Raw genomic sequence first — 16,930 nt, forward strand, 5'->3', positions numbered from 1 at the left:
GGCGCGGACGCTTTACTCTTCTGCCTATCCTCACCGCTCCAGATTGAGTCATCTGGTTTTGTCAGCATTAAGAACAATATTATTCATTGGTGTTACAGCAAGGCAGCAAGCTAACACCGCTGTAGCACCAAGGGCGCAGGACAATGAGTAATAGCAATGCTCAATTATTAGCTAAAGTTATTAGCCAAAGTCATTGGTGTTACAGCAAGGCAACAAGCTAACACCGCTGTAGCACCAAGGGCGCAGGACAATGAGTAATAGCAATGCTCAATTATTAGCCAAAGTTATTAGCCAAAGTCATTGGTGTTACAGCAAGGCAGCAAGCGAACAAGTCCCGATGAGCTGACATCAGTCAGTGATTCGGGCGAGAGAGCGAAGCTAACACCGCTGTAGCACCAAGGGCGCAGGATAATTAGTAATAGGAATGCTCGCCGCGCTGATGCTCGGTCAAATCCCTCACGCCTTTCAATTCTGGGAATTTCTGCAACAGCTCTTTTTCGATGCCTTCTTTCAGTGTGACATCAACCATAGAACACCCGTTACAGCCACCGCCGAATTGCAGGATAGCCAATGCATCTGGTGTGATTTCCATCAATGTTACACGGCCACCATGCCCGGCCAGTTGCGGGTTAATCTGCGATTGCAGAACATATTCAACCCGCTCCATCAATGGTGCAGTATCATCAACTTTACGCATTTTGGCATTAGGCGCTTTCAGGGTAAGTTGAGAGCCTAGTTGGTCAGTGACGAAGTCGATTTCAGCGTCGTCCAAATAAGGCTTACTCATTTCATCAACATAGGCAGATAACTGCTCAAATTTCAGTACAGTATCTGTTGCTTCGACCGCATCCGGTGGGCAGTAAGACACGCCGCATTCAGCGGTGGGTGTTCCGGGGTTGATAACAAATACCCGGATTTGGGTGCCTTCTTCTTGATTTGCCAACAGTTTGGCAAAATGAGATTGTGCTGCGTCTGTTATTGTGATCATGGCATCTGCTCAATAGTTGACTATTCTTGTCGGTTATAATACGCCCATTGCTGGGGTGACTACAAGGTTCGGCAGATACACCACACCTGTAATGAGGCAATCCCCTCGGACCAGAGTAGATCGGCAATCTCATTCAGTGTACTGCCCGTTGTTACGACATCATCCAGCAGAGCAATATGTTGGCCGCGAAGAGACTGTGTACAACGAAATATCCCCCGCATATTTTTACGTCGCGCGGTAGCGTTCAATCGCTGCTGCGGTGGTGTAGCCCGTACTCGCTGTAACGTCATATGACTGTAGTGGCAGCCAAGCCAGTGTGCCAATGGCCGTGCTAACAGGTCTGTTTGGTTATAGCCGCGCCGCCAACAGCGCCTGCGGTGTAAAGGCACACTAATGATTCTTTCTGGCCTGATAACCTTACCCTGACGGTAGGCATCAAGCCAGCGTAACAATAATAAACGGGCCAGTACCGGAGCCAACTGTGTGACGCCGTTAAATTTGAACTTTTTTATCAGCCCGTTCAAGGGCGGAATATAATCACTGACAAAGGTCATACTCGCCCAGCGGGGTGGTGCGTTAAGGCAGCGGCCACAAGGTAACGCCGGGTTAGTGCAGGGCAAGCCGCAGCGAGGGCAACAGGGCGGTAATTTAGGTAAATGCTGGTTGCAATAACAACAAATGCCATGCCTGGGATGATATAACCGCTGCCGGCATAGCCAACACTGGCTGACGATTGTTAGCATGTTTATCTTCCTTGATAAGTGATGTATGACGCGGCTAAGGCAACAGGATATTAACGTATGAAACAACTGTATTGGAACACCTGCGGTGAAGGTGATTGCGATCTTGTGCTGCTGCACGGATGGGGGCTGAACGCCGAAGTCTGGCATTGCATAATTGATAGACTCGCGCCGCATTTTCGTCTGCATTTGGTGGACCTCCCCGGTTATGGGCGCAGCAAAGATTTTGGTGCGATGCCACTGTCTGATATGGCGGCAATTGTCTTACAACAAGCACCACCGCGCGCCTTGTGGCTCGGTTGGTCGATGGGCGGGCTGGTGGCCAGTCAGATAGCCTTGACTCAGCCAGAGCGCGTGCGTGGGCTAATAACTGTCTCCTCCTCGCCATGTTTTACTGCGCATGATGAATGGCCGGGGATTCGGCCGGAAGTCTTGGCCGGTTTCCAGCAACAGTTAAGTGAGGATTTTCAGCGTACCGTTGAGCGTTTTCTGGCATTGCAAACTTTGGGGACGGAAAGTGCACGACAGGATGCCCGTTTATTGAAAGCGGTGGTGCTACAACACCAGATGCCAGAAGTGGAGGTGTTAATCGGCGGGCTAGACATTCTGCGTACTGCCGATTTACGACCCACACTGGCCAAATGCACTCTACCTTTGTTGCGCATTTATGGTTATCTGGATGGGCTGGTGCCGCGCAAAGTGGCTTCGTTATTAGATAGTGCCTGGCCGCAGAGTCAATCGGTGGTGATGAAGGGAGCAGCTCATGCCCCTTTTGTTTCTCATCCTGATGATTTTTCAAAATTACTTATCGATTTTTCAGCACATGTTGACGCTAAAATCACACTGGAATAGCTAACTGCCACAGATTTAAGGCCTTAGCACATAGAGATGAATGGAATTTAATGTGTAATTTAATGGCTAAATATTAAATCTGCTTAATAATTAAGAAGGTTCAAATTGGCGCATCCCCGCGCACTGGCATGGGGAGAGCCTTTTCTTTAGAGGTGTGGGCGGCCACTGCGCGTGGCGTCACATCAGCCAACTGTCTTTAATTAAATCAATTCATCTCTGTTTTTCTTACTGTTTTTATACGCATTAATCCTTCATTTGCGAGGTATTCGGTATGAATTTATTGAAAAATCTGGCTGTAGCTCTGGTCGTTACGGGGGTTTCTTTTGGCGCGATGGCGGCGAAAGAAATTACTAAAGAAGAAGCGAAGAATTACGAGAAGATTGGCACCATTACCACGTCGGGTCAGGCAACATCGCCGATGGATGTGAAAGAAGAGCTGTCGAAAATGGCGGATGAGAAAGGCGGTAAGTATTATGTGATCATCGCCGAGCGTGAAAAGAAGAAATTTGACGCTGATGCCGATGTTTATAAGTAATAAAAAGGCAGAGATGCCCATCGGGCATCTCTTTTTGTGACTTAATGATGATTTTTTATTTTATAAATCAAAGTGTTACATTTATTTTTCCCTTCAGGGCAGCTCTTGCAACTGCCCGTCAGGCACCCACTATTATCTTGCTCAATGCGCTCAACCTTGCCCATTGCCGTCAGTCTTTCCAGCATGGCCTCAACCAGGGGTAAAGGTGTTGCCAATTGCTGGCTTAGCTGACTCGCTGCCACACTACCACTGAGTGCGATAGCATCGCGTAATTGGAGTAGGCTCGCCATCATGCCTCCTGTTGTAACAAAAGCGGTTTGTTAATGACAATCATTGCTTGCACTCTGACAACAGCTCGCAGGTTTACTGTTTTGCAATCTGACAGTTACCCGGCTCCGCGCGCGGCGCAATCCAAACAAGATCAACGCATTAATCACCATAACCACCGCAATAATCATTAGGCTTTGTTGCGGGTGCTGGTGAAACGTGGCGGCTTGGTAGAACAGGGTTGCCAGTGAGTAGGCCACATTTAACCCCCACAGTATTGAGAAGGTCATCCAGCCGCGGCTGGTTTCCCGAGCGATAGCCCCCATGACTGAGACGCAGGGCACATAGAGCAACACAAATATCAGGTAGCTATAGGCAGCAATACTGGAACCGAATTTACTGCTCATCATGCCCATTGAACCGGCCGCCATTTCACCATCACCTTTGCTGGCTTCAATGGGATTGGATAACATGCTAAGGCTAAAAGTATCTTTTAAGCCCTGCCAGGTGGTTTTAACCGCCCCGACCAATTCGCCCGGTAAGTTGAAGCTCTCGGCATCAAAGGGTTCATTCTTAATCTGCTCTGCGGTATAGAGGGTATTAAGTGTCCCTACCACCACTTCTTTTGCCATGGCGCCGGTCACTAACCCCACGGTGGCCTGCCAGTTATCGCCATGAACACCCATGGGTGCCAGCAGTGGCGTCAGCACTTTACTGACTGAGGCCAGCGCTGAGTCATTGATGCTATCTACCGGTTTGCCACTGAAAGAGAAGCTGTTCAGGCCGCCGATGAAGATACTGGCAATGACAATCACTTTCCCGGCGCGCAGGACAAAACCTTTTAACCGTTGCCAAGTTTGCAATAACAAACTCTTTAGATGGGGCACATGATAAACCGGCAGTTCCATCACAAAGGGTGAGGCTTCGCCACGCATAATGGTGTATTTCAGCACCAGCCCAGTGAGGATGGCGACCGCGATACCCAATAGATAAAGAGAGAAAACGATACTGGCCCCGTCCTGACCGAAGAATGCCGCCGCGAAGACGGCAAAAATCGCCAGCCGTGCGCCACAGGACATAAAGGGTGCCATCATGATGGTTATCAGGCGTTCGCGTTGCGCATCCAGTGTTCGTGCACCCATGATCGAGGGCACATTACAGCCGAAACCGACAATCAGCGGTACGAAGGATTTACCCGGTAACCCCAGCGCCTGCATCAGCCGGTCCATAACAAATGCGGCTCGGGCCATATAACCGGAGTCTTCCAAAAAGGAGAGAAACAGGTACATCATGCCAATTTGTGGCACCAACGGCAGCACGGTATTAATCCCGCCCCCCACGCCTTGAGCGAGGAAGATGGTCAACCACTGTGGGAAATGCAGCGTATAACCCACCCATTGCAACCCCTGAATAAAGATAGCCGCAGAGCCGATATCAAATATGGGCTGCAACGCCCCACCGATATTGATGGCTAAGACAAACATTAAATACATGACAAACAGAAAGATCGGGACACCTAACCAGCGATTAAGGATCACTTTATCAAGCGCTTGTGTCAGGCGGTTCGGTTCCGCTTGTTGCGAGTTACCGACTACATCACAGATGCGGGCAATACTTTGATAGCGGGCATCGGCTATCACCAGCTCGGGATCTTCGTGTTGGCTTGCTCGCAGATTTTCACGCGCTAGCGCCACGATTGAGGGCGCTATGCCTGCACGTGCCAGACTATAGATATCACCTTCCAATATTTGCAGTGCCAGCCAACGGCGCTGCTGTACCGGCCAGGACTCAGGCATGGCCTCTACCAACTTATCTACTTCACTGAGTAGCACTGGTGGGTAGTTAACCAAAGCCTTAAAGGGAATCGGCTGAAGTTCATCAATACTGCTTTTTAATTCATTGATACCCTGCCCGCGAGTGGAAACCAGCGGAATAACCGGGCAACCTAACTGCTGAGATAATGCCTTGATATCAATATCGATATGTTGGCTTTTGGCAATATCCAACATATTGAGCGCCACAATACAGGGAATACCCAATTCAACCAGTTGCAGTGTCAGGTAGAGATTGCGCTCCAGATTCACCGCATCAATGACATTAATCAGCAGGTCAGCTTCACCACTTAGAATGTAGTGACAAGCAATTTGCTCATCCAGCGAGGTTTGCTCAGAAATGGTGGTCAGGGAGTAGGTTCCCGGCAGGTCAACCAATGTCACTTGATGTTGCGCGGTAGTGAAATGGCCTTCTTTGCGCTCCACCGTAACCCCGGCCCAGTTCCCCACCCGTTGGCGGGCACCGGTTAACTGATTAAAAAGGGTGGTTTTACCTGCATTGGGATTGCCGATCAGGCCGATTGTGAGTGCTTTCATGATCCAACGTGATATTAGTAAATTAAAATCAGACTACGCAGGGGGGCTTTGACACGCAGCCCGGCAGCCAAAATAGGATGTTGACCCGCAATATTAGGGTTGCAAGTCCAGCGTTAGCAGGTCTAAGTCTTTTTTCCGTAGCACCAGACTGACGCGACGGGTCTCTATCTGAATGGGGTCACCTAATGGCGCGAGGCGGACAACATTAAACGAAGAGCCGGGCAGCATACCCAGTGACAATAATTTCTGCCGGTAAGCCGGGCTGATTTCAGGCGAGAAACCAACAATTTTATAGGAACGCTGCGGGATAAGGTGCATAGGTGCCTCTTGTTATTACGTTATTGGCATACCAAAATTCAGAGTGATACGACTCTAAAAGGTAACAGATAAAATAATAATAGTAAGAATCGTTTTCATATTCAACTAAGGCGAAATACTCAAAAGTAAGTATTCGTTACTATTTCATTTTTATATACCCGTCATACTTCAAGCTGCCTGTGTGTTGGCTACGCTCACTAACCCGAATCACTTACTCATGTAAGCTCATCGGGATTATCTCGCTTGCCGCCTTCCTGCAACTCGAATTATTTAGGGTATAATTAATGAGTCTGATTTTTATTTATGCTTGTTCTACCATCAAATTAACATGATCGCAAATGAAAATAATGAGTTAAATCAGTTAACTGAATGTTTCTATTATGTCCTGTTAGGGCAGTAAAATACCGATTGTTAACATAATCAATTCACTCACATTTTAATAAAATAACATTCGGATTTTAATTAACTCGCAGAATGTCTTCATAATTATTTATAAATTAGAGTGAATAATTGACGAAATTAACCCTCATGTTAAATAGATTGTTAAATTAACGCCGATTTAATCATGATGTAAACGTCATTTCGCAGCAGAAAAGAATCGCGTGCTAATTAATTTAAAAGATAAACCTTCAGCTTTATAGAAGAAAAGGATATGAGAGGAAATATTAAAGATGTCGCGATAATTTGAAACAAAAACGTAAATGAAAAAAGGGCCACCAACGTGGCCCTAAGTAGAGATATCAGCGTTTTTTAAATGCCGCCGCCAGTGCATCACTCATGGCACTGTTGCTACCAGAATTACTGTCTGCCCGGCCCTTGGCTGCTGGGCGACTGTTCGAATCATTGCTGTTACGAGGCTGGCTGGCACCACGATTGTCATTACGACCATTGGCGCTGCTATTCGCACTATTAGCGCCATTGTTACCACGACGCGAGCCGCCTTCACCAGGCTGTTCATCAAGGCGCATGGTCAGGGCAATGCGCTTGCGTTGCAAATCCACTTCCATGACTTTCACTTTGACGATATCCCCGGCTTTCACCACCTTATGTGGGTCATCGACAAACTTATCTGCCAGTGATGAAATATGTACCAAACCATCCTGATGAACACCAATATCAACAAAGGCACCAAAGTTGGTCACGTTAGTGACCGAGCCTTCGAGGATCATGCCTGGAGTCAGGTCATTGAGTGTCTCTACACCTTCAGCGAAGGTTGCGGTTTTGAACTCAGGGCGTGGGTCACGGCCTGGCTTTTCTAACTCGCGTAGGATATCGGTGACCGTCGGGACACCAAATTGCTCGGTGGTGAAATCACGCGCATTAAGATTACGCAGCGCGGTAGCATTACCCATTAGGTCCTGCAAGGCCTGTTCAGTTGCAGCCAAAATGCGCTCAACAATCGGGTAGGCTTCTGGATGCACGGTTGATGCGTCCAGCGGGTTATTGCCATGATTGATACGCAGGAAGCCGGCACACTGCTCGAAGGCTTTCGGCCCGAGGCGGCTGACTTTGAGCAATTGCTCACGGTTATGGAAGCGGCCATTCTCATCACGCCAGCTAACAATGTTTTGCGCCATCATGCGGGTTAAACCCGCAACCCGGGTCAGTAACGGCACTGACGCGGTGTTTAAATCCACACCCACGGCGTTTACGCAGTCTTCCACTACCGCATCCAGCTTTTTCGCCAGTTGGCTTTGGCTAACATCATGTTGATACTGGCCGACCCCGATAGATTTTGGGTCAATTTTTACCAGTTCAGCCAGTGGGTCTTGTAACCGCCGGGCAATAGACACTGCACCACGGATGGAGACATCCAGATCTGGGAACTCCAGCGCCGCCAACTCAGAGGCGGAGTAAACCGAGGCCCCTGCTTCGCTGACAATCACTTTTTGCGCGGTGACCGCCGGATACTGTTGCTGTAGCTCGACAAAGAAACGCTCGGTTTCCCGCGATGCGGTACCATTCCCGATAGCCACCAGTTCAACCTGATGCTTGATGCACAGGGCGGCCACCACGGCGGCGGCTTTAGCAGCCTGCCCGGTATGAGGATAGATGGTATCAAAGGCAACCAGCTTGCCGGTAGCGTCCACTATCGCCACTTTCACCCCAGTCCGCAGGCCCGGATCAAGGCCCATGGTGGCGCGCATGCCGGCAGGGGCTGCCATCAACAGATCTTGCATGTTACGGGCGAATACGTTGATTGCTTCATCTTCGGCTCGTTCGCGCAGGGTGCTCATCAGCTCGGTTTCCAGATGCATCAGCACTTTGATACGCCAGGTCCAGTTGACCACCGCTTTGCGCCAACCGTCTGCTGGCGCATTATTCAGCCGCAGGTCGAGATGGTTAATAATTATCTGCTCGCCCTGACTTTCGCGCGGCGGTTCGTCAAACTGCGGATCAGGATTCAGTGCCAGTTGTAACACGCCTTCGTTGCGGCCACGGAACATAGCCAGTGCGCGATGAGAAGGGACATGGGCGATAGGTTCGTGGCTGCCAAAGTAATCGCGGAATTTAGCCCCTTCCAGCTCCTTACCTTCCACCACTTTTGACACTAAATGGGCATTTTTCCACAAGTACTGGCGCACTTTCGCCAGTAGGGTTGCATCTTCTGCAAAGCGCTCCATCAGGATATAGCGTGCACCATCCAGTGCCGCTTTCGTATCTGCAACACCTTTATCGGCATCAACATAAGCGAGAGCAACCTGTTCTGGCTCTTGCTGTGGGTCATGCCATAAACTGTCCGCCAATGGCTCCAGACCGGCTTCAATCGCAATCTGACCACGGGTGCGGCGCTTCGGTTTATAAGGGAGATATAAATCTTCAAGCTCAGTTTTACTCATGGTGCCATTGATGGCACCGGCCAACTGCTCAGTGAGCTTGCCCTGATCTTCAATTGATTTAAGAATGGTTTGGCGGCGCTCTTCGAGTTCACGCAGATAGCCCAAACGACTTTCCAACTGGCGCAACTGGGTATCATCCAACCCGCCGGTAACTTCCTTACGATACCGCGAAATAAACGGCACGGTATTACCTTCATCAAGCAGGCGGATAGCAGAGATAACTTGCTCCGGCCGCGCCTGTAGTTCGCTTGCAATAATGCTGCTCAGTTGTTCATTCATAAGTCTGATGTCAAGTCTGATAGTGAGTAGGAAAAATGGCAGAAGATAGTTATACGGATTGCCCGGATAAATTGCCAGTAGAGCGGCAGCAGAGCTTGAGGTAACGTGGACTTATCGGTAAAAAGTTAGGGTATAGTAGAAGCATCAATGCCAAAGGGATAATTATATGGCGAAAAGTAATTACATTACCCGCGAAGGCTGGCAGGCGCTGGATCGTGAATTGCATTATCTGTGGCGGGAAGAGCGCCCGGTGGTAACACAGGCGGTGTCTGAAGCCGCAGCAATGGGTGACCGTTCGGAAAATGCTGAATATATCTATGGTAAGAAGCGGCTACGAGAGATTGATCGCCGGGTACGCTTTCTGACCAAACGCCTTGAGGTGCTGAAAGTTGTCGACCCTGACCCGCGTCAGGAAGGAAAAGTCTTTTTTGGTGCCTGGGTGCGGGTAGAAAATGAATTAGAAGAGCAGCGCATCTTTCGCCTGGTTGGGCCGGATGAGTTTGATCCGGCAAAAAAATGGATTTCTATCGATTCACCGGTTGCCCGTGCCTTAATTGGCAAGCAGGTGGAGGATGAGGTGACGGTTCAGACACCAAATGGTGAAGCAACCTACTGGATATTAGAGATCCGCTACCGCCCATTTGACGAAAGTGTTGATAATTAGGCACAACAATAAGCTTTGTAACAATTTCGACTAGAATGTATACCATAAAAAGCTGTCTGTTATACACGTCATACTTCAAGCTGCATGTGTGTTGGCTTCCTTCGTTCACCCTCCGTCACTGACTCATGTAAGTGACCGGGGGCTCGCTCAGTTGCCGCCTTCCTGCGACTCGAATTATTTAGGGTATAAAGTAAGTTTTTTTAACAATGTACAGGTTCGAGCAATACGGCCTTTGGGAGTAATAAAATGCAAGAGAATCACAAGATTCTGGTCGTTGATGACGATATGCGCCTGCGCGCGCTGTTGGAACGTTACCTAACAGAGCAAGGTTTCCAGGTGCGCAGCGTTGCCAATGCTGAACAGATGGATCGCTTGCTGACCCGTGAGTCTTTCCACCTGATGGTGCTTGATCTGATGTTACCGGGTGAAGATGGCCTATCTATCTGCCGCCGTCTGCGTAGCCAAAGTAACCCGATGCCGATCATTATGGTGACGGCGAAGGGTGAGGAAGTTGACCGTATCGTCGGATTGGAAATTGGTGCTGACGATTATATTCCTAAGCCATTCAACCCCCGAGAATTACTGGCCCGTATTCGTGCGGTGTTACGCCGTCAGGCTAACGAGCTACCGGGTGCACCTTCACAGGAAGAAGCAGTGATTGCATTTGGTAAGTTCAAACTCAATTTAGGCACGCGCGAGATGTTCCGTGAAGATGAGCCTATGCCACTGACTAGCGGTGAGTTTGCAGTGCTGAAAGCCTTGGTGAGTCATCCACGTGAGCCGTTGTCACGCGATAAGCTGATGAATCTGGCCCGAGGTCGCGAATACAGTGCGATGGAGCGTTCCATCGACGTACAGATTTCACGTCTGCGCCGTATGGTCGAGGAAGATCCGGCGCATCCGCGCTATATCCAAACTGTATGGGGCTTGGGCTACGTATTTGTACCGGACGGCAGTAAAGCATGAGGCGATGGCGCTTTTCTCCACGTAGCTCATTTGCCCGAACCTTATTACTGATTGTGACCTTGCTGTTCGTCAGTCTGGTCACCACGTATTTGGTGGTGCTGAATTTCGCCATCTTGCCCAGTTTGCAGCAGTTTAACAAAGTGTTGGCGTATGAAGTTCGTATGCTGATGACTGACCGGCTGCAATTGGAAGATGGCACGCTACTTGAAGTCCCGCCGGCGTTTCGGCGTGAGATTTACCGTGAATTGGGGATTTCGCTTTATACCAATGCTGCGGCGGAGGAAAGTGGCCTGCGTTGGGCACAGCATTACAAATTTCTCAGTGATCAAATGGCCCAACAATTGGGTGGGCCAACCGATGTTCGGGTCGAAGTTAATAAAAACTCCCCTGTTGTCTGGCTAAAGACGTGGCTATCGCCGGATATTTGGGTACGAGTGCCATTAACTGAGATCCATCAGGGCGATTTCTCGCCACTGTTCCGTTATACCCTGGCAATTATGTTATTGGCTGTAGGGGGAGCCTGGCTGTTTATCCGTATTCAGAATCGGCCATTGGTTGAGCTGGAACATGCTGCTTTGCAGGTGGGGAAAGGGATTATTCCGCCGCCGTTACGAGAGTATGGTGCGTCAGAGGTGCGTTCGGTTACCCGGGCATTTAACCAAATGGCCGCCGGCGTGAAGTTGTTGGCGGATGACCGGACCTTGCTGATGGCTGGGGTTAGCCATGATTTACGCACGCCGTTGACCCGTATTCGTTTGGCGACTGAAATGATGAGTGAAGCCGATGGATACCTTTCTGAGTCAATCAATAAAGATATCGAAGAGTGCAACGCCATTATTGAGCAATTTATCGATTATCTACGCACCGGGCAGGAGATGCCGACAGAGTCGAGTGATTTGAATGCCGTACTCGGTGAAGTGATCGCGGCTGAAAGTGGTTATGAGCGGGTAATCGAGACTGATTTGTGTGCAGGTGAAGTGCTGGTAGATATCCATCCGTTATCGATTAAGCGTGCGTTGGCCAATATGGTGGTGAATGCGGCGCGTTACGGTAATGGCTGGATAAAAGTCAGTAGTGGCACTGAGCTACAGCGTGCGTGGTTCCAGGTTGAGGATGACGGCCCTGGTATCAAGCCTGAAGATTTGAAGCATCTGTTCCAGCCTTTTGTGCGTGGCGATAGCGCGCGGAGTACCAGTGGTACTGGGCTGGGCTTGGCGATTGTGCAGCGGATTATTGATGCCCACGCCGGTTCGTTGGATATCGGTACCAGTGAGCGGGGCGGTTTACGGATCCGGGCGTATATTCCGTTGCCGTTAGATATGAAGGCGAAGCCACCTGCGGTAGTGTGAGTTTTATTTTGGTTATTTAGTATGGTGATCAGGTTCGGTTGTTAAAGCAATGGAGTTTACTTAACCTCCGTAGCCTCAACCGCCAAAGGGTGCGGGCGCGCACCCTTGTGGAATCCCGCGCTTCGCACGTATCGCCTGCCCACTGCGTGGGTTCCCTCACTCATCATTTCGCTGGCGGGACGGCTTTATTCGCATCCCTGCTCATGACGCCTAAATCCGCCGTCCATGGCGGATTTCCCTTGCTCCATTCTTCACTCGGCTGCTCAAATGTGCTTTTAAACTTCAGAATCTAAAACCATGATTTTGATTTTCTCTTTTGATGTTAAGCGCAATCAGGAATATTACCGACCAAGACGGTGGCCCGAGTGAGTCGCCATGGACAAATCAGCCGGGAGCAGATTTGAACGCTGCTAGCAGCGGCCCCGAAGGGGTGAGTCCCAAGGTTCCAAGGGAGTCACGCGCTTGTGACCCCTTTGGCGGTTGAGGCTACGGAGATAAGTTAATCACTGAACTCATGTCAACCGAACCGGATAACTGAACAATTAATAATGAGCACTCGACTCCGATCACTCATCCACCAAACCTGATCTAATCCATTTTTGATTTGCGAAAAACAAAAGGGACACAAATGTGTCCCTTCCATAATCATTACAAAATCAACGCTAACTTAGAGCTTTGGCCCTGCACTAACCAATGCAGCACCTGCTGGGGTATCAGTATACTTATCAAAGTTAGTGGTAAAACGCTTCGCCAGATCTTCGGCTTTCTCTTGCCACTGCGCCACATCAGCGTAAGTGTCACGAGGATCGAGGATCTCTGGGTTCACGCCCGGTAATGCTGTTGGCACCGCCAGATCAAAGATTGGCAGAGTGAAGGTTTCTGCTTTATCAATCTCACCATTCAGAATGGCGTCAATGATGCCACGGGTATCCTTGATGGAAATACGTTTGCCAGTACCATTCCAGCCAGTATTGACCAGATAGGCTTGTGCGCCCACCGCTTGCATACGTTTAACCAGCACTTCTGCATATTGTGTTGGATGCAGCGACAAGAAAGCTGCACCAAAACAGGCTGAGAAGGTCGGTGTTGGCTCAGTTACACCGCGCTCAGTACCAGCCAGTTTAGCGGTGAAGCCAGACAGGAAGTGATATTGGGTTTGATTTGCTGTCAGGCGTGATACTGGTGGCAATACACCAAAGGCATCAGCAGTCAGGAAGATAACCTTAGTGGCATGACCCGCTTTAGAAACCGGTTTAACGATATTTTCAATATGATAGATCGGGTAAGAAACACGGGTGTTTTCCGTTTTGGAACCATCATTGAAATCAACGGTACCGTCGGCCAGTACTACCACGTTCTCCAGCAAGGCATCACGCTTAATTGCATGATAAATATCCGGTTCTGCCTCTTCAGATAACTTGATGGTTTTGGCGTAGCAGCCACCTTCAAAGTTAAATACGCCGTCATCATCCCAACCGTGTTCGTCATCACCAATCAACTTACGTTTCGGATCAGTCGACAGCGTGGTTTTACCGGTACCAGACAGGCCGAAGAAGATAGCCACATCGCCTTTCTCGCCGACGTTGGCCGAGCAGTGCATGGAAGCAATGCCTTTCAGTGGCAGCAGGTAGTTCATCATCGAGAACATACCTTTCTTCATTTCGCCGCCATACCATGTGCCGCCAATGAGCTGCATACGTTCTGTCAGGTTAAAGGCAACAAAGTTCTCGGAATTCAGACCTTGCTCTTTCCAGTCCGGGTTGGTGCATTTAGCGCCATTCATGACGATAAAATCAGGCTCGAAATGGGCCAGTTCTTCGTCTGATGGGCGGATAAACATGTTTTTGACAAAATGAGCCTGCCACGCGACTTCAGTGACAAAGCGAACTTGCAGGCGAGTATCGGCGTTAGCACCGCAGAAGGTATCAACAACAAACAGACGTTTACCGGACAGTTGCTCGGTTACCAACCCTTTCAAGTGGCTCCAGGTTTCCTGACTCAGTGGCTTGTTATCATTTTTGCCTTTGCCCTGATCGGCCCACCACACGGTATCTCGAGTGATGGCATCGCGGACAATATATTTATCTTTTGGCGAGCGGCCGGTAAAAATCCCGGTATCTACCGCTATTGCTCCTGTGGTGGTGAGGATTCCGCGCTCGTATCCTTCAAGCGTGGGTTTGGTCTCTTCCTGGAACAGTAAATCATAGCTTGGGTTGTAAACAATCTCGCTGACGTTATGGATGCCATAGGCGGCGAGCTCCTGCGGGGTAATTCCTTTAACACTCATGTCATAACTCCTGGATCGTCAATTTTCTACCAGCGATTGTAAATCCTCATCTCTGATTAACAGCGATAGCTATCAAATATTTCAACATATGACCTATTTTTCGCTAGGTTATGAGAGATAGGACACGGATTGTCGCAAGTATGAAACGCCAGAAGAAATAGCTGGGCACGAGTCAGCACCCAACCAATCATTATGCTTATTAATGAATTTGTTCTGAGGAAGTGCTGTTACCACTCTTTAATGAGGCGATATCAACGGCATCAAACAGGTAGTGATTGCCGCAATACTCACAATGCATATCAATATTGCCATCTTGTTCCAGCATTTCGGTGATGTCATCTTCCGACAGTGTGACTAATGCATCAGCACAACGCTCGCGGGAACAGGTGCAGCAGAAACTGACGTTTTGCGGCTCATATAACGTTACTTCTTCCTGATGATATAAACGATACAGCACTTCATTCGCTGGCAGCGTAAATAGCTCCTCAGCTTTGATGGTAGTGGTAAGCTGTGCCAGGTGATCAAACTCATCTTCATTGCGCTCTTCGGCTGGCAACACTTGCAGCAGCATCCCGCCCGCAGCGGCTTTACCTTCCACACTGCCGGTACGAATAAACAGGCGTGTTGGTAATTGTTCAGACTGCATAAAGTAATTTTCCAGACAGGCGGCGATAGTCTCCCCTTCCAGTGCTACCACACCCTGATAGCGCTCGCCTTTTGCCGGGGTGATAGTGATAACCAGATAGCCGTTGCCGACCATCTCTTTCAGCGTGCTTTCATCGCTGATTTCACCTTTAAAGCGGGCGACACCCCGCATCTGCTGTTGGTTATTACCGTTAATCACTGCCAGTGACAATGGGCCATCCCCTCCTTGTAACTGCACGGTAATATCACCATCAAACTTGAGCGTGGCGGTCAGTAAACTGGTTGCGACTAACATCTCACCCAACAGTTTTTGTACCGCTGGTGGGTAATCATGATTGGCTAATACTTGCTGGTAGGTTTCATTGACTGAAACCAGCTCACCGCGCACAGCATGGTTAGCAAACAGGTAGCGGTGTAATTGGTCGTGATTAGACATAGTTTTCTCTCTTTCTGGCTGCAAGCAAAGCCGTCATCTTTCAAGTTGCAGGTGTGTGGGCTGCCGTCCTGCATGTTGAAATCTATAGGGTTTACTCAGACTCGCCTTGTTTAAATTTAATCAGGTTGCGACGCTCTTTTTTATCCGGCCGTCGGTCAGGATGTGGCATGGTCAGGGCATTCAGTTTACGCGCCTGTGCCACCTTATCGCGATTGGCAATACTGGCTTCAGTCTCTTCATACAATGCCTGTGCTTCGCTTGCACCACGGCGTTGACCGTGTAATGCCAATACCCGCACCGTGCGTTCATCATTGCCCTGACGCAGGCGGATTTCAGCATTGAGTTCAACCAACTTGCTCGGTTTACCGCGCTGGCCGTTGTAGTGGACTTTACCGCCATCCACCATTTCCCGGGCGATTGCTCTGGTTTTATAAAACCGGGCTGCCCAAAGCCATTTATCCAGCCGAACCGATTCGTCAGAAACTGCTTTATCCTTCATGAATACTCCTGCCTGTTATCTCCGTCATATTTCACGTCGCATGCGTGTTGGTCGCCTTGTTGCAACGCGAATTATTTAGGCTATAGGGCTAAACATCTTTTTAGTCACCACGTAACTGTAGCGCGGGTAATAGCTTACGGTAATCATTGATTGCAGGGTGGCTGTGAAATGCTTTGTCAGCACAACTGGAATCCGGGTTTTCTATACCCAGACAGTAGCGGATACCGAATGTGCGCGCGGCATCCAGAATCGTTTCACTGTCATCGACGAATAAGGTTCTGGCCGGATTCAGCCCGGTATGCTGCGCGACAGCTTGCCACAGTCGTTGATCTTCCTTCGGATAACCAAATGTATGGGTGGAAAGTAATAAATCAAGGTGCTGGTCCAGTGCAGTATGCTCAATTTTGACTGCCAGACTGTGTGGATGGGCGTTGGTGAGCAAAATGGTTTGTAACCCTTGCTGGCGTAAACTGGACAAAAACGGCTCAGTATCCTGGCGCAGACGAACCCGGTTGCCAGCGGCTGTGGTCATGGCGTAAATATCCAAATCCAGTCGCTCACTCCAATAATCGAAGCAATACCAATTTAAGGTATGTTGCACTGCCAAGTATTCATCATGAATAATTTTGTGGGCCTGCTCCAGCGGGATCCCTCGGTGTTGGCTAAGGGTTTCCGGCACCTGCTTTAGCCAGAAATGGCTATCGAACTCCAAATCCAACAGGGTGCCATCCATGTCCAACAGCACGGTATCAATCTCTTGCCAATTAAATTCTGGGGGCATAGCGACTCCACAATCACATTATTTTTATGCAAACAAATAATACGGGTTACAACGAATACCAGCGCCATCAGGGTGATGTCCCGATAACAGCCACAGATAAAGTTAGCCTAGCATA

At 49.3% G+C, this 16,930-nt stretch carries 15 protein-coding genes; 5 read left to right on the forward strand and 10 right to left on the reverse strand.

Going from position 1 to position 16,930, the window contains the following annotated elements; translation table 11 throughout:
* Positions 1 to 412: 412 nt before the first annotated feature.
* Both nfuA and gntX read right to left on the reverse strand, forming a co-directional pair.
* Positions 413 to 988 carry a Fe-S biogenesis protein NfuA gene (gene nfuA, locus Q2T71_RS19905; RefSeq protein ID WP_083161247.1) on the reverse strand — a complete coding sequence of 192 codons (576 nt, stop codon included), beginning with the start codon at positions 986 to 988 and terminating at the stop codon, positions 413 to 415.
* 59 nt (positions 989 to 1,047) lie between these two features.
* Positions 1,048 to 1,731, reverse strand: coding sequence for a DNA utilization protein GntX (gene gntX, locus Q2T71_RS19910; RefSeq protein WP_372560310.1), 684 nt, complete (start codon positions 1,729 to 1,731; stop codon positions 1,048 to 1,050).
* A gap of 57 nt (positions 1,732 to 1,788) precedes the next feature.
* Between gntX and bioH the strand changes: the two genes are divergently transcribed.
* Both bioH and Q2T71_RS19920 read left to right on the forward strand, forming a co-directional pair.
* Positions 1,789 to 2,580 carry a pimeloyl-ACP methyl ester esterase BioH gene (gene bioH, locus Q2T71_RS19915; protein WP_372560311.1) on the forward strand — a complete coding sequence of 264 codons (792 nt, stop codon included), beginning with the start codon at positions 1,789 to 1,791 and terminating at the stop codon, positions 2,578 to 2,580.
* Positions 2,581 to 2,851: 271 nt separating this feature from the next.
* The gene (locus Q2T71_RS19920) at positions 2,852 to 3,115 is read left to right on the forward strand and encodes a YdgH/BhsA/McbA-like domain containing protein (protein ID WP_083161242.1); all 264 of its coding nucleotides are present in this window, start codon (positions 2,852 to 2,854) and stop codon (positions 3,113 to 3,115) included.
* 41 nt (positions 3,116 to 3,156) lie between these two features.
* Here Q2T71_RS19920 and Q2T71_RS19925 read toward each other — a convergent pair whose 3' ends face one another.
* The 4 genes from Q2T71_RS19925 to Q2T71_RS19940 form a co-directional block, all read right to left on the reverse strand.
* On the reverse strand, positions 3,157 to 3,405 hold the full coding sequence (locus Q2T71_RS19925) for a FeoC-like transcriptional regulator (RefSeq protein ID WP_372560312.1): 249 nt from the start codon (positions 3,403 to 3,405) through the stop codon (positions 3,157 to 3,159).
* Positions 3,406 to 3,435: 30 nt separating this feature from the next.
* Positions 3,436 to 5,751, reverse strand: a complete 2,316-nt coding sequence (gene feoB / locus Q2T71_RS19930) for a Fe(2+) transporter permease subunit FeoB (RefSeq protein WP_372560313.1) — start codon at positions 5,749 to 5,751, stop codon at positions 3,436 to 3,438.
* Positions 5,752 to 5,844: 93 nt separating this feature from the next.
* Complete coding sequence (feoA, locus tag Q2T71_RS19935) at positions 5,845 to 6,069, reverse strand: ferrous iron transporter A (protein WP_005186094.1); 225 nt, start codon at positions 6,067 to 6,069, stop codon at positions 5,845 to 5,847.
* Positions 6,070 to 6,809: 740 nt separating this feature from the next.
* Entirely contained in the window at positions 6,810 to 9,188 is a 2,379-nt protein-coding gene (locus Q2T71_RS19940; protein ID WP_372560314.1) for a Tex family protein, read from the reverse strand.
* A gap of 166 nt (positions 9,189 to 9,354) precedes the next feature.
* On the opposite strand from Q2T71_RS19940, the gene greB reads away from it, so the two are divergent.
* From greB to envZ, 3 genes are all read left to right on the forward strand, one after another.
* Positions 9,355 to 9,852: a transcription elongation factor GreB gene (greB, locus tag Q2T71_RS19945; RefSeq protein WP_005186101.1), complete on the forward strand. Its 498-nt coding sequence runs from the start codon at positions 9,355 to 9,357 to the stop codon at positions 9,850 to 9,852.
* Positions 9,853 to 10,098: 246 nt separating this feature from the next.
* Positions 10,099 to 10,818 carry a two-component system response regulator OmpR gene (gene ompR, locus Q2T71_RS19950; RefSeq protein WP_004709363.1) on the forward strand — a complete coding sequence of 240 codons (720 nt, stop codon included), beginning with the start codon at positions 10,099 to 10,101 and terminating at the stop codon, positions 10,816 to 10,818.
* Positions 10,815 to 12,167, forward strand: coding sequence for a two-component system sensor histidine kinase EnvZ (envZ, locus tag Q2T71_RS19955; RefSeq protein WP_083161238.1), 1,353 nt, complete (start codon positions 10,815 to 10,817; stop codon positions 12,165 to 12,167). Before ompR ends, envZ begins: the two co-directional genes overlap by 4 nt.
* A gap of 667 nt (positions 12,168 to 12,834) precedes the next feature.
* On the opposite strand, the gene pckA is transcribed toward envZ, so the two are convergent.
* From pckA to yrfG, 4 genes are all read right to left on the reverse strand, one after another.
* Entirely contained in the window at positions 12,835 to 14,454 is a 1,620-nt protein-coding gene (gene pckA, locus Q2T71_RS19960; RefSeq protein WP_372560315.1) for a phosphoenolpyruvate carboxykinase (ATP), read from the reverse strand.
* A 199-nt stretch (positions 14,455 to 14,653) separates the two neighbouring features.
* A complete protein-coding gene (gene hslO / locus Q2T71_RS19965; protein WP_372560316.1) occupies positions 14,654 to 15,535 on the reverse strand; it encodes an Hsp33 family molecular chaperone HslO in 882 nt (293 codons plus the stop codon).
* Between the two features lie 91 nt (positions 15,536 to 15,626).
* Positions 15,627 to 16,034: a ribosome-associated heat shock protein Hsp15 gene (gene hslR / locus Q2T71_RS19970; protein ID WP_083161235.1), complete on the reverse strand. Its 408-nt coding sequence runs from the start codon at positions 16,032 to 16,034 to the stop codon at positions 15,627 to 15,629.
* 100 nt (positions 16,035 to 16,134) lie between these two features.
* On the reverse strand, positions 16,135 to 16,815 hold the full coding sequence (yrfG, locus tag Q2T71_RS19975) for a GMP/IMP nucleotidase (RefSeq protein ID WP_083161234.1): 681 nt from the start codon (positions 16,813 to 16,815) through the stop codon (positions 16,135 to 16,137).
* Positions 16,816 to 16,930: the final 115 nt, after the last annotated feature.

This window comes from Yersinia sp. 1652 StPb PI, from assembly GCF_041538345.1.
GTDB lineage: Bacteria > Pseudomonadota > Gammaproteobacteria > Enterobacterales > Enterobacteriaceae > Yersinia > Yersinia enterocolitica_E.